Annotated in this window: 11 protein-coding genes and 1 pseudogene; 5 read left to right on the forward strand and 7 right to left on the reverse strand. The window is 43.7% G+C overall.

Annotated features, from left to right (window positions below):
• Window positions 1-110: 110 nt before the first annotated feature.
• On the reverse strand, window positions 111-314 hold the full coding sequence (locus IQ263_RS13915) for a DUF433 domain-containing protein (protein WP_194067949.1): 204 nt from the start codon (window positions 312-314) through the stop codon (window positions 111-113).
• 438 nt (window positions 315-752) lie between these two features.
• Here IQ263_RS13915 and IQ263_RS13920 point away from each other — a divergent pair.
• Window positions 753-1,593: pseudogene (locus IQ263_RS13920) on the forward strand (transposase family protein).
• 104 nt (window positions 1,594-1,697) lie between these two features.
• Here the strand turns inward: IQ263_RS13920 and IQ263_RS13925 are convergent.
• Both IQ263_RS13925 and sir read right to left on the reverse strand, forming a co-directional pair.
• Window positions 1,698-2,531, reverse strand: a complete 834-nt coding sequence (locus IQ263_RS13925; RefSeq protein ID WP_194067950.1) for an RsmE family RNA methyltransferase — start codon at window positions 2,529-2,531, stop codon at window positions 1,698-1,700.
• A gap of 296 nt (window positions 2,532-2,827) precedes the next feature.
• Window positions 2,828-4,813, reverse strand: coding sequence for a sulfite reductase, ferredoxin dependent (sir, locus tag IQ263_RS13930; RefSeq protein ID WP_194067951.1), 1,986 nt, complete (start codon window positions 4,811-4,813; stop codon window positions 2,828-2,830).
• A 290-nt stretch (window positions 4,814-5,103) separates the two neighbouring features.
• Between sir and IQ263_RS13935 the strand changes: the two genes are divergently transcribed.
• A complete protein-coding gene (locus IQ263_RS13935) occupies window positions 5,104-5,352 on the forward strand; it encodes a CRR7 family NDH-1 assembly protein (RefSeq protein WP_194067952.1) in 249 nt (82 codons plus the stop codon).
• 392 nt (window positions 5,353-5,744) lie between these two features.
• On the opposite strand, the gene IQ263_RS13940 is transcribed toward IQ263_RS13935, so the two are convergent.
• Both IQ263_RS13940 and IQ263_RS13945 read right to left on the reverse strand, forming a co-directional pair.
• Entirely contained in the window at window positions 5,745-6,125 is a 381-nt protein-coding gene (locus IQ263_RS13940) for a hypothetical protein (RefSeq protein WP_194067953.1), read from the reverse strand.
• Window positions 6,126-6,231: 106 nt separating this feature from the next.
• Complete coding sequence (locus tag IQ263_RS13945; protein WP_194067954.1) at window positions 6,232-7,407, reverse strand: glycosyltransferase family 4 protein; 1,176 nt, start codon at window positions 7,405-7,407, stop codon at window positions 6,232-6,234.
• A gap of 402 nt (window positions 7,408-7,809) precedes the next feature.
• On the opposite strand from IQ263_RS13945, the gene serS reads away from it, so the two are divergent.
• Window positions 7,810-9,090, forward strand: a complete 1,281-nt coding sequence (gene serS, locus IQ263_RS13950; protein WP_194067955.1) for a serine--tRNA ligase — start codon at window positions 7,810-7,812, stop codon at window positions 9,088-9,090.
• Window positions 9,091-9,122: 32 nt separating this feature from the next.
• Here serS and IQ263_RS13955 read toward each other — a convergent pair whose 3' ends face one another.
• Window positions 9,123-10,142, reverse strand: a complete 1,020-nt coding sequence (locus IQ263_RS13955; protein WP_194067956.1) for a hypothetical protein — start codon at window positions 10,140-10,142, stop codon at window positions 9,123-9,125.
• 235 nt (window positions 10,143-10,377) lie between these two features.
• Here IQ263_RS13955 and IQ263_RS13960 point away from each other — a divergent pair, with 235 nt between their 5' ends.
• On the forward strand, window positions 10,378-12,246 hold the full coding sequence (locus IQ263_RS13960; protein ID WP_194067957.1) for a 3-oxoacyl-[acyl-carrier-protein] synthase III C-terminal domain-containing protein: 1,869 nt from the start codon (window positions 10,378-10,380) through the stop codon (window positions 12,244-12,246).
• On the forward strand, window positions 12,246-13,172 hold the full coding sequence (locus tag IQ263_RS13965; protein ID WP_194067958.1) for a DUF6999 family protein: 927 nt from the start codon (window positions 12,246-12,248) through the stop codon (window positions 13,170-13,172). Before IQ263_RS13960 ends, IQ263_RS13965 begins: the two co-directional genes overlap by 1 nt.
• Window positions 13,173-13,526: 354 nt before the next feature.
• Here IQ263_RS13965 and IQ263_RS29345 read toward each other — a convergent pair whose 3' ends face one another.
• Entirely contained in the window at window positions 13,527-13,661 is a 135-nt protein-coding gene (locus tag IQ263_RS29345) for a hypothetical protein (protein WP_255515882.1), read from the reverse strand.
• Between the last annotated feature and the right edge of the window lie 267 nt (window positions 13,662-13,928).

The raw sequence follows: 13,928 nt of genomic DNA on the forward strand, positions 1-13,928 counted from the left end.
CTTTAATCGTTCACTGTTCATATAAGGAGTGGATAGGTTTTATTTTTCACCCTCATTCTCTCCTGGCGCGGTGGCTCTAGTTCTTCTTTGGCCACCGTTCTCATCTTTGGTTAGTCTAAACTACAGTAATCAAGACAAGCAGCTATCTGTTCTTTGGCGATATCTGGAAACTCATCTATGATTTGTTCGACAGTGTTATTTGATGCTAAATATCCTAAAATTAGACTAACGGGAATTCTAGTTCCTTTGATTCTTGGTTTACCTCGCAGTACATCGGGGGTACTAACGATATGTTCTCTCCAGTTTACAGGCATAACTTGTCCTTGTTGAATCTGATAAGTTATATTATCTAATTTGACAACTTATATTTTAACTTAAGGAATGGCGATCGCACTTTTGGTTGTTTGGGGAAAAAAGGGATCTCGCCCTTTCGGACAATAAGGGCGATTCCCTACGGGATAGCTCCGCTTCACGCAATGCAGGGATTCGACATGGTATAAGAGCGAGATCCCTTTTGGTTGTTTGGGGGAAAAAAGTATCTCGCCACAAATAGTAAAAGCTGCTTAACATTTGAAAAGTGAATATTAGGTTATGTTAAACTACAATAGATATCTTGCAAAATAATTTTATGATTTAATGAAAAGTTTTGCTGAGAGTTGATTGAATCCCAACTCCTAACTTATTTTCACTCTGGTCTTGCTATAAACAGGATAAAATGCGAGAAAGTTCTGTTGTCGTTACACAATAAGTAAATCAGGAAGAATCTATCTTATCTAAATTTGAAATCCGAGCAATTTCAACGTTTTGGTATCAAGATTCAAACCCTAAAAGCAATGGTTAACGCCAAGCGTAAACTTTGCCGTAGAAAATCCTAAAGACAGAAGAGGACCTCGCACCATTCTAACTCTAGAAGAACAGGTCTTAGTAGCCGATTAATATTGGCGAGAATATCGAACATATTTTCATATTGGGACAAGTTGGGGAGTATCTGAATCAACTATTTGCCGAATTGTAACTGATATCGAATCAGCTTTAATGGAAACGAGAAAGTTCCGTATGCCGGGGAAAAAGGCATTACTCAAAGACTCTGATTATCCATAATTCGTGGTGATGGATGTCACAAAAACAGCTATTGAACGACCTAATAAAAAAACCGAAGAGATATTCCTGTGACCAGAAAAAATGTCATAGTCTAAAAACTAAATTGGTAATTAATCAAGAGACAGGAGAAATTATTTGCACTGCTTTGGGACCAGGGTATTGCCACTATTTTAACTTATTTTAAAAAATTAAAATTGATTTTCATTCCGAAAAAAATAGCTTACAAGACAGTGGCTATCAAGGGATAAAGGATTATTACCCTAATAGTTATATCCCGAGAAAAATACCAAAAGATGGGAAACTTTCTCGTATAGAAAAAGACTACAATCGAGTTATAGCACAGGAGCGAATAGGAAATTGAACAGGTTAATCGGAGTCTCAAAATTTTTCAAATATTGTCGAGTCGTTATCGGAATCGCCGTCGCCGTTATGCAGAAGCGTTGTAATTTGTTGTCAGCAATTTACAATTATGAGTTAGCTCTAGGGGGCTAAATTTAAAACTTCTGATTATAACATATATCTTTTTTGCAAGAGGTCTATTTTTTTATGCCCAACGACTTATTGACATTTTAGCTTTGTTTAGGATGTCTAGCAGCTCAGGGAAATATTTTTGGGGATTGACACTTTTCAAAAGCGGCTCCCACCAAAGATAAAGCCACCATCGGCGCTGTTACCGCCCTCAAAATTCTACTACCCAAAGAAACAGGAGCAAAACCAAATTCGATCGCCCTTTCCACTTCACCATCAGTCCACCCACCCTCCGGGCCAACCGCAATCGCGATCGATAATTCCTCCGTTTCTTGCTCCCCCCTTAGCAAGCGAGGCTGGGGGGATTCCTCCGGTTCTTGCTCCCCCCTTAACAAGGGGGGCTGGGGGGGTTCTAAACCGCTCACGCAGTCCCACAAATGGCGATTTCCACCGCGAGCCACACAAATAAATCGATGTTTTTGACCGCAATTTTTCACAGCTAAATTAAAGGAAACAGGCTCTAAAATTTCTGGGACAATTTGACGTTCCGACTGTTCTGCGGCCTCTGCAGCAATCCTTCTCCAACGATCGACCTTTTGAGAACTAGGTTTGAGCAAAGTGCGATCGCTCGTCACCGGCACAATACTAGCCACACCCAACTCCGTCGCCTGCCTGACAACCTCATCAAAGCCGTTTCCCTTGGGCAATGCCGCCATCAAAGTTACTGTCACCGGAAGCTCCCCGTTCGCGGCAATTTCTTCTGTTATCGAGGCAAATAACCCGGTTTCGCTGGCTGCTAGAATTGCTAACCACCAATGTCCGCGGCCGTCCATCGCAATAAATCGATCGCCCGCTTGCAGCCGCAGCACCCGATTTAAATAATGCTGTTGTTCCTTAGTTAAATCGATTTGGTTAGCACAAATTTGGGCGGCGGTAACTGCTAATCTTTGTAATTGAGCCATTGAATTTTAGATTGCTCGTTTTCTATTAGATTTTTTTATTTAACCGCAGAGAGCGCAGAGAACACAGAGGAAGAGAGGAGATGGACTGTTTACCTGATGTATTTCTTAGTCTCGCGTTGCGCGGACATCGTTTGACAAGTAGCGATTTCAATCGCCTGATAAATATTAAAGGCAAAGCATTTACAACCGGAATTATTTGACAAATTCAAGGTTTTTTTCTGCAAATGCTCTGCCCTTATGTTACTTGTGCCTAAACTCTATTTGATGCGATGGAAAATTGACAATCGTAAATCGGCTTATCCTTCCTCCTTAATCTTTTTCAGATAAGTGGAAATCGCCTCTGTCGCTAGCTGTGTAATCGGCTTGCTCTGACGGGCAGCTTCTTCCTTGAGTTCGTTGTAGATTTCATCGCGGACGCTAATTCGACGGCGGACTTTGCCGCCTGCAGTAGCAGTCTCATTCTCTTCGCCGTTACTAGACGTAACATCTAAATCATTTATCTCAGTTGTCATCGAGTCAGCAGATTGGTGATTGGTTACAAATTGACGGATAGATTCTAACCCAACACGATCGCAAAAATTGCCAAAACTCTCGCTCAATTGCCGTTTTTGCTTAAAATAGACAAAAATCGGCTCCAGAAAAGCTTCAAAATCATTTACGTGCAGCTTTTGCTCAATTGGTTGTGCCAGCCGCGTTTGGTCGGGAGAGCCTCCCAGCCAAATCTGGTAGGATTCCGGCGCACTCCCGACAAACGCCAATTCTGCTAAATAAGGGCGGGCGCATCCGTTGGGGCAACCGGTCATCCGCACCACAAAATGCTCGTTTTCTAAACCAACTTTGGTCAAAAGCGCCCGAATTCGCTCTAAAAAGCTCGGCATCACGCGCTCGGACTCGGTAATCGCCAGCCCGCACGTAGGCATTGCCGGACAGGCCATCGCATAGCGTACTATGGGGTCGATGGCCGTTTCCCGCTGAATGCCGCAGCGATCGAGTATTCCCTGAATTTCCTGTTTGAAATCCGGCGAAATATCGTAAATCAAAACGTTTTGGTGGGGCGTTACCAGCATCGGCACATTGTACTTCTGCACGATTTCCCGCAAAGCCGTTTTTAACTGAAATGAACCTTCGTCCTTAATTCGGCCATTGTCTACGGAAATGCCGACAAACAGCTTGCCGTCGCCTTGTTCCTGCCAGCCCAAGAAATCCAAATACTTCCAATCAGGCAGGGGTTTAAATGCTTCTAGCGGCTTGCCAAAATATTCGGCTACTTTTGCCCGGAACCACTGCAGACCTTTGTCGTTAATCAGATATTTCAGTCGCGCGTGTCGTCTGTCTGTGCGATCGCCAAAATCTCTTTGCGTTGCTACAATTGCCTTGACCAAATCGTAAACATCATCCTTGGCAACATAGCAAATCTCATCCGCAAGCCGCGCAAAAGTTTCTTCTTTATTGTGAGTGCGTCCCAAACCGCCGCCGGCATACACATCAAAACCTTGCAACTCGCCAGCTTCATTGGTAATTACTACCAAGCTCAAATCTTGAGAGTACAAATCAACCGAATTGTCTCCCGGTACAGTAACAGAACACTTGAACTTGCGCGGCATATAATGGGTGCCGTAAATCGGTTCTTCCTTGTCGTGAAAGATTGTGCCGTTACCGTTTTGCTGTCTGGCGGCCTTTACTGCTGGGTCTTCCTCCCCTGAAACAGCCTTTTCGCCATCCAGCCAAATTTCGTAATAAGCACCGGTTTGCGGTGCTAGCAAATCGGCCACATTGTTGGCGTATTGCAGCGCATACTCGTATTCTGGGCGATTTTTGTACGGTGCTGGCGGTGCCATGACGTTGCGGTTCAAGTCGCCGCAAGCTCCCAAGGTTGACCCCATATTTTGTATAATTGAGGAAAACACTGCTTTAAGATTTTTCTTCAACACGCCGTGCACTTGGAAACCTTGGCGCGTTGTGACGCGGAGCGTGTGGTTGCCGTATTCTTCGGATAGCTTGTCTAAGGTAAGATATAGTTCTGGGGGCACGAAACCGCCGGGATTGCGGGTGCGGAGCATGAACTGATAGTCTTTTTCTTGTCCTTTAACTCGATTGTCGCGGTTGTCTTGCTGGTACGAACCGTGAAATTTGAGAATTTGAAGCCCTTCTTCGCTGAAGTGGGTTGTCTCTTCTAACAGTTCACTCGCAACGGGTTCTCGCAAATAGTTGCTGCGTTCTTTGAGACCTTCTGATTTTGAGGGCTTGCGCGCCACGGGGGTTGAAGTCGAAGATGCGATCATGGGAATGTATAGTGCTAGTTATAATTTAGATACAGCCGATCGAATATTTCTGGACAATTTGACATTTGACAAATTTGCACTTGACAAATATCCTCAGAAATGCTGCCTGGTCGGAACTGTTGACAACTCGGTTAATAACTAAGTTAACAACGGTAATCCGGTAGGAATTTTGATGTTGTTCAATTGTAACACGATCGAACCGGGGCTGAAAAATGGTAATTAAGAGCTTATACTTTCAGTAGCATAACTGCCGGAAACTTTAGAAATAATTAACCTCAACCTTTGAAACTATGTCACTGTATGACGAAGACACCTTTGTGGTGTTAGAAACAAACCAGCCGGAGCAGTTTGTGACGGCGGCAGAATTATTAGAAAAGCTGAAAGCGGTCTTAGCCGCGGAACATGAAGATTTGCCACAGGATTTGCTCAAATTATCTTCTGTGGAAGAACAAGCTAAGTATTTAATTAATACTTATTGTGAATTAGATGTCGGCCCCGGAAAATTTTTGCAGTGGTATGCAGTACGTTTAGAAAAATAATATTATCTTAAATAACCTTAATTAAATTAGTTGGTAATTTGTAGGGTGCGCCGTGCTACTAATATCAAATCCTCTCTTCATCGGAATAGTAAATTCACTGTTAGTTGTTAGTTGTTAGTTGTTAGTTGTTAGTTGTTATTTGTTATTGGGAATTGAGAATTGGGCGGAGCGAAGCGGAGGGATTCGGAATTCGTAGCAAGTAACCAATAACCAATAACCAATAACCAATTCCCAATGACTAATGACTACTGACTAATGACTAATGACTACTGACTACTGACTACTGACTACTGACTACTGACTACTGACTACTGACTAATGACTACTGACTAATGACTAATGACTACTGACTACTGACTACTGACTACTGACTACTGACTAATGACTACTGACTAATCTTCTAATTGTTGTACTGATGATACTTCCACGGCGGTAACATCGATCGTACCGGGCGGTGTCAAGCGGCTAAAATGACCTTCCTCTATTTTCAGAGGTTCGCCGCAGTTGGCACACTGAAACTGAGTTTGATTTAAAGCTGTAAATTCGTACTGACAAACTGGACAATTGTCTTCAATTAAATTGCGTTTCAGCCACCACTGAAGTGCGAAAAATGCGACTACAGGTGTTAGCAGCAAGAAACCTACTACAATCAACACTGATTTAACTATCCAACCCAAACCAATTGATCCCAACACGCAGGCGATGCCCAGCAGTATCAGCCAATTGCTAATACGGGGTAGATTTAAAGATATTTTGGGGGTGCCTTGGTTCACGGTGGTCTCCTTTGGTGTCTTTGCGGGTAGGCATAACTCTATCCTACTGAGAAATTCACGCGGTCGATCGAGTTAATTTGGCTATTGGACAGGCCAAAACCGCTCTCTACAGCATAAGTCGATCGGAGTCAGAGGGTTGAAAAATCCCTTGTAAAGATTGACAAAGCGATTGAAAACTATATTTTGCCAGGGTTTGTTCCCTCAACCAAGGGCGATCGCACCTTCGATCCTGTCCTCGCAAAATTTCTACACAAGCAACCGCTACTGCTGCTGAATCTCGGTGAGGAACTCGCCATCCCAGTTTACCATCTTGCAGCGGATCTGCCGAACCGTCCGCGTCCCCCGCCAGCACCGGTACTCCGCAAGCTAAAGCTTCCAAATAAGCTATACCGAAGCCTTCCTGGGAGGGCATTACATAGGCATCCGCCAACTGGTAATGTTCTGCTAAATTTTGTGTCGGTACAAAACCCGCAAATATTACTCTTTGGGCTACTCCCAAATCGGCGGCGAGTTTAGCTAATCTCGGGCGATCGTCCCCGCGTCCAATAACTAAGTATTTCACATTGGGAAAACTTTTGGCGATTTCCGGCAAAGCTTGAATTGTGACATCGACTCCTTTGTAACTATCGTGCGATCGCAATCTAGCTACAGTTATCAATATTTTAGCACCAACCAGATCGTATTTTTCTAATAAATGCACAGGTTTGGGCCCAGTCGTAAATATATTTTCATCTACAGTACAAGGCACTATTTGGAATTTGTCAGGATTTAAATTGTTAAGTTCGGAAGTACGCGCGGCGAAGCTATCCCGTAGGGAATCGCGCGTGTACCTGCTAATCGTCCAAATGCTGTCAGCGTCTTTCATTGCTATTTGATATTTTGGTGGCAGCAGTTCCCAAACTTCCTTGCCGTAAGTTAAAATTGTGTAGGGAATTCCCAGCGGCTGGCATAAGGTTTTAATTAGCGGTGCGAGTTTGATGTGACCGCAAAAAACCCGTTCCGGTCGTTTTTGCAGCAAACAAGTTAGTAATTTTGCGGCAAACTTAAGACGACCAAGCCAAACGGGATCAGTTTTTAGGTAAGAGAATTTGAGATTTTTTGACTCGAAGGGATTTGGGCAATCTGGAGAATCTCGCAATAGCAAAACTTCTGCTTGTGGCGGAAAGTTGTTTGCTGCGGTTAGGGACAGGTAAGCTTTCAGGATGTCTCGGGCGTAGGATTGAATGCCGCCTTCGCTGGAAAATATTTCTAGGAAACAGAATAGGTGATTTGTCGATCGCATTTTTCTCCCGATAAGAAGACTGCGCGGTTTCAACCGCCGTCTTATCTTAACTTTCCTGCGATCCCCAAAACAAAAAGCCCCTCACCATCGCTGGTTAGGGGAGAAAATTATCAGGGTGCATCTACTAATGTGCTTACTATAGCATCATTTTGTGGGGTGTCACCCATCATGGGTGACACCAAGCAAATTTTTTAATGAGAATAAGTTATCCTTGAGGTGCTAAATGATTGCCAAAGCTTGTATGTCTGAGGATATACTCCCTGTTAACCTAAGATAAGACAGGCGCAAGAACCTCAAAAAGCCTGTGAATTCGTAGATTTATGCTTGCCAAAGCTAATATTTTCCACGAAATCGGGTTTCCGGTCGCAAATCCTCATAAAATTGAAAATTTAGAAAAAATCTGTGCTAGACCTCAAATTAATCCGAGAAAACCCGCAAGCCGTGCAAGAAAGCCTCAACACTAGAGGAGGCAACTATGAAATCGAGCCGATTTTGCAATTAGACAAACAGCAGCGGGAGTTGGAGAACAAGCGATCGCAACTGCAAGCCCGCAGCAACGAAATAGCCAAACTCATCGGCCAAAAAAGAAAATCGGGTTTACCCCTCGAATCCCCCGAAATTCAGACTTTGCAAGCAGAAGGCAACGAAGTCGGCGCGCAGTCGAACGAATTGCAAGCACAGGAAAAAGACCTCAAAGCTCAAATAGAAGTTCTATTGCTGCCCTTGCCCAACTTGCCGGGTAAATCAACCCCCTTGGGCAAAAACGAAGAAGAAAACATCGAAATTCGGCGCTGGGGAGACGAATACATTCCCCAAAATCCCGATATTTTGCCGCACTGGGAAATTGGCGAAAAACTAGGAATTATTAACTTTGAACGGGCAGTAAAAATCGCAGCCCCTCGATTTATTACCTTAATTGGAGCTGGTGCAGCCCTGGAAAGAGCGATTATTCAATTCATGCTCGACCGCCACACTAAAGCTGGTTATATAGAAGTAATTCCCCCATTTTTAGTCAACTCAGAATCCCTGACTGCTACGGGTCAATTGCCCAAATTTGCCGAAGAAAGTTTCAAGTGCGATCGAGACGATTTGTGGTTAATTCCTACTTCCGAAGTTCCGGTGGTAAATTTGTACAGAGGTGAAGTATTGACAGCGGAACAGTTGCCAATTTATCACTGTTCTTTCACGCCTTGCTTTCGCCGAGAAGCGGGAAGTTACGGCAAAGATACGCGGGGATTAATTCGGTTGCACCAATTTAATAAAGTAGAATTGGTGAAACTGGTGCATCCGAGTACCTCCGAGGCAGAACACGAAAAGCTCGTGCAGGATGCTGAGGGAGTTTTGCAGGCGCTAAAATTGCCTTATCGGACGATCGAGCTTTGTACCGGCGACTTAGGTTTTGCAGCAGCAAAAACCTACGATTTAGAGGTGTGGCTGCCGAATGCTGGCAAATACCGCGAGATTTCCAGTTGTTCCAACGTCGCAGATTTTCAGGCGCGGCGGGCTAATATTCGCTTTAAAGAAGCGGGGAAAAAAGGCACTCAATTCGTGCACGCCCTCAACGGTTCCGGTTTAGCCGTGGGCCGGACAATGGCGGCAATTTTGGAGAATTACCAGCAGCCGGATGGGACGGTAAAAGTGCCGGAAGTGCTGCAACCTTATCTCCATCGCGAGGTTTTGTAAACTACGAAGACGGGGCGGTTAAAACCGCCGACTTACAAATTTTTTAGCGCTGCCTTAATATCCAGCGCTAAAAATCTATCCAACGCTAAATACATCCAATAAAGAGATAGTTGAGCATCACTGTTAGTCTTTTGAAACCCCAAAGCAAAACTCATTTTTTCATACATCGGGTGAATGATTAGCGTGTGCAAATCGCAAAGATTGGGAAAATCTTGTTTCATTTCTACTAAAACTTTCTGGATATGTTCGAGAAAAATAACGCGGTATTCTTCTAAATATTGCGGCTCGATCATCCAACTGCGGACAAATACTGACTGGCAATTTTCATCTCCCGGAAGTGCCATGATAAAAGGATCTATCTCAGCAGCAACCGAACTTAAATGCAGGCTTTTACTGGGTGCGTTAAAAAAATTAACTTCCGATTCGGCTGCGGTGGGATACAATAAGTAAAAACCTACAGGATTCAGATTGTCGCAGCGGCGCAAAACTCGCATTCCTTTTGAATATTTGCCTGCCAAAATTCGGAGAATTTTAGCAATTTGGTAGGGAACTGCGTTAGTGCTGCGATTCATCCAGTTGTAATTGGTTGCTAGTAAATTTGCAACGGGAATTGCATCGCACCGAGGATTAAAATGATCTAGTTTGAGTTTGACTGAATTTTCCGACGGCGCGGGATCTAAAATTTCGGAAACTGGTTGAATTTGAATTGCTGTAGCGTTACCGTCAAAGTGTTTTGCAATCAATCCTAGTGCTGCTAATTTGTCTAACATCATGCCGGCGGCGCGATCGCTCCCGCGATCGGAATCGGAGTAAAATAGTTCTGCTGCTTCCCGGTGAGTGCACTGCACTTCTGTTGCTAGCAATTCCAGTTTAACCAGCGGCGGTTTGAGGCTGGGCTGGCTTTCCTGAAGCTGTTTGACTGATAAGTAAATCCAAAGCCGTATAAAACATTCAGCCCTAGTGCGAGTTACGCCTACTCGTTTCATCAACAGCGAAACAGCCGCGCGGCGCTGTGATTGAGAATACCAAGCATCTAGTGAAGCAATATCCATTTGAGTCGGGAAGCAGCGAAGGAACTTTAGTTACATATTGGCTCAATTTTACAAAAAACTTCACCCCGCTTCACATTACTTCTTGCTACTGTTGCTCAACTTGTCTGATTTCGCCCAACTCTACAATATAACTGGTGACTCCTTGCAAGTTCGCTGCTTCCCAAAGCACAATTAATTTTAGATATTTTCGGGCTTGATTTAACAAAGTAAATTAGCAATTTTAGAGGTTGACGCGATGTACAGTGCTTATATCAATCGGATTGGAAAATTTTTGCCCGGAAAACCAATTAATAATGATGAGATGGAGGAGTATTTGGGCAAAATTGCCGATCGCCCTTCGCGAGTCAGACAGCGCATTCTCAACAGCAACGGGATTAAACAGCGCTATTACGCGATCGACAAACAGCAGCAAACACTGTATTCTAACAGCCAAATGGCAGCTTTTGCCGTCCGGGATGCGATCGCCCTTGCAAATTTGGAACCGGGGGCGATCGACTTGCTAGCCTGCGCCACCACTTTACCAGACTTATTAGTACCGGGATTTGCCAGCACAGTACACGGCGAACTTTCCGAATTATCTCCCCTAGAAACAGTTTCCACTCAAGGAGTTTGCTGTGCCGGAATTAGTGCCTTAAATTATGCCACATCTCAACTCGAACTCGGCAAAAAACAAACAGCAATCGCCGTAGCTTCCGAATTTCCCTCACGTTTGTTCAAAAACACCAAATTTGAAGCAGAAACATCAGTCCAAGCCGGAAAACCCCTACCTTTCGATACAGAATTTCTGCGCTGGATGCTATCAGACGGTGCCGGAGCGTTTTTGCTCCAAAACCATCCCAATGCGACAGGAATTAGTTTAAAAATAGAATGGATTGAATTAATTTCCCACGCCAACGCCTATCCAGTTTGTATGTATTCAGGATTAGCCAGCCCCACAGCAACCAAAAGCTGGTTAGATTATTCTTCCTACCTCGATGCAGCCGCAGCCGGAGCTTTTGACTTGCGGCAAAATATTCGCTTGCTCGACAATGTAATGCAATTAGGCGTTGAAGGTTGGCTGAGATTGATTAAAGCAGGAAAAGTTTTTCCGCAGGAAATCGACTGGCTGCTGTGCCACTATTCCTCTCATTTTTTTCGAGGACAAATTGTGGAACTTCTCGAACAAGCAGGCTGCATGATTCCTGAAGAAAAATGGTTTACGAACTTGTACACTAGGGGAAACACAGGCTGCGCTTCAATTTATTTAATGTTAGAAGAATTATTCAATTCTGGCAAATTGCAGCCAGGACAAAAAATCTTTTGTTTCGTACCGGAAAGCGGCCGCTTTACAACAGCTTACATGATGTTAACTGCTGTGGAAAATACCAATAAACCTATGATTTCTCAAATGTCTAAATCCGTTGATGTTGCCGAAGCTTCGCCCCTCGAAAGTGTTAAACCGGAACACCCCAACTCTCCGCAAGCTTATTTGTTGCGGGAGTTAGCCTGGATTTGGCTGAAGTTCGATCGCGAAATTCGTTCCGTTCCCATTGTCCGCAAATTGTACCGGGGAGAGTTTACAATAGAAGACTATCAAGCATTGCTGTGCAATCTCCGCCCGCAAGTTGTCGAGGGTGCTCGCTGGATTGCGCGTGCTGCTTCTAACATGACTGACTTTCGTTTGCGATCGACTTTTATCGGCCACGCCCAAGACGAACACCGCGACTATCAAATGCTAGAAAAAAATTATGTTTCTGTCGGCGGCGAGTTGTCAAAAATTGTCGAATATGATAAGAATATTGGCAGCGAAGCCCTGTCAGCTTTTATCTTCCACCAAGCATCGCGGGAAAATCCGGTTGATTTAATTGGTAGTATGTTTATAATCGAAGGATTGGGAAACCGATTGGCCCTCAAGTGGGCAAAAGAAATTAAGGAAACTCTCGGTTTGCAAGACGAACAAGTATCGTTTTTAGCTTATCACGGAGTTAATGATGAGTCGCATTTAGCCAAACTGGAAAATTTAATTAATGCCGAATGGATGACGGATGATATCGCCCACCGCATTGTCAAAACAGCCCGCGTTACTGCTCGTTTATATTTGCTGCAATTGGAGGAAATCCGCTAATGCAAAAGCTGCAAAAACAAGATACGGAAAATCTCCAGGATGAGCGAAAAATCCCTTATGTTACGAAACCCTACAACCGCCGAGATCCGAATGTTTGGGATGTCCTGTTTTGCGATCGGTCAATTCCCGTCGATTTAGTTGCAAAAGCCTCCATGCTGCGGGATTTGCAAAACTGGACTCGCAGTTATTTGCTCATCCCAATCAAAGTAATTGCTAACGTATTGCTGGCGGTAATTATGACAACAAAGCGCCTGTTGCCATTTCAATTTCGCGCTTACACTTTAATGCACAAATCCGCCACATTTTTCCTAAATAACTTTGTCTCGCCAGAAGCTTGTTATTTAATTGTGCGGCACATAAACGCTGGCTCAAACATTATCAACTTCTTGATTGATAACGGCCCGGACACCCAGATTGAAAAATCAAAACTTTATCCGCGCACAGTTAGCGATTTAGCTGACAATGCCTTTCTCGAACACGACTTAATTCTGTATAACTTTGTCTGGGATTACAACCAGGCTATGCTGACAAATCCCAACTGGTTGCAGGTTGTCAAAAAACGGGGAATTAATTATGATAGCATTCAACCTGTGGAAGTTGAAATTGATTTTGAAAGACTGAGGTGGCTGAGGATTCTGGATTTAGAATCTGCGATCGAATTGTTTAAAGTATTTTATTCTCTGTGTTTGACTAGCGACGAATTTGCGCGAGCAGTGATGTCGCTTCAGTTAGATGAAAACTTCGGAGTATACGTCAGCGAAATTACGGAAAATTGCGATTGGAATCATGTAATTGTGAACCGCCATCCGCTAGCGCCAAACAGTCCGTTTAATGCAGCCCGCGACTTGTTTTTGCACGGGATAATTTCGGAATATCTCTATCGGTACTTGGAACTGCGAAAAGAGATGAGCAATGCTGAAAATTAGAATTCATTAGCTCCCGCATAAAAACAATTATAGCCTTTCTCAGAAAGATGAGGTGATGTCGGGGATTGGGCGGAGCGAAGCGGAGGGATTGGGCGGAGCGAAGCGGAGGGATTGGGTATACCTCACTTTTTTGATAACCGCTATAAATAGGTTCGTAGTGAGGACTTTAATCCGCATAAAACCCAAAATAATAAAGGAGAGCATCTCAGTTTTGTAAAAATGAAATGCTCCCAATTTTACTCGGAACAATTGCTCGATATGATAGGATTTGCTTAATCATCGAAAACCTCTAAGCTTATGTACCCAAGGAGTTGCCAAACATTGTTGATTTTTAGCTCGAATCACAAAGAAATATCAAGCTGCTGCTAGCTGTGAATTTTCCGCTACTTTCGACAATTCCTGAACCACAATCCACTTACCTGTAATCGGATCGCGGTAAGTAATAAACGGATTAGATTTTAAAGGTTCACTGCAAGATTTAATTGCCATTTTTCCACACTCCTTAGAAATTGTTTTCCATAACTTCTACTACAACCCCATAATTTAATAATCGGCTATTTTGCCTAAAATCTGCGTGATTTATTTCTCAAGAATAAGTGATATTTTAGGTTATTTTGGGTGATACATAACACGGCTTAATGTGATTGAAAGCTGCATTGGATGTGAGCAGTATCACCAACACTCGGAAAAACAACTCAGCCTTATGCTCCTTAGCCTTTACCTTCAAAAGTGCCACTATTTTCAGTGAATATCTGA

Origin of the sequence: Tychonema sp. LEGE 06208 (assembly GCF_015207505.1) — a bacterium.
Lineage (GTDB): Bacteria > Cyanobacteriota > Cyanobacteriia > Cyanobacteriales > Microcoleaceae > Microcoleus.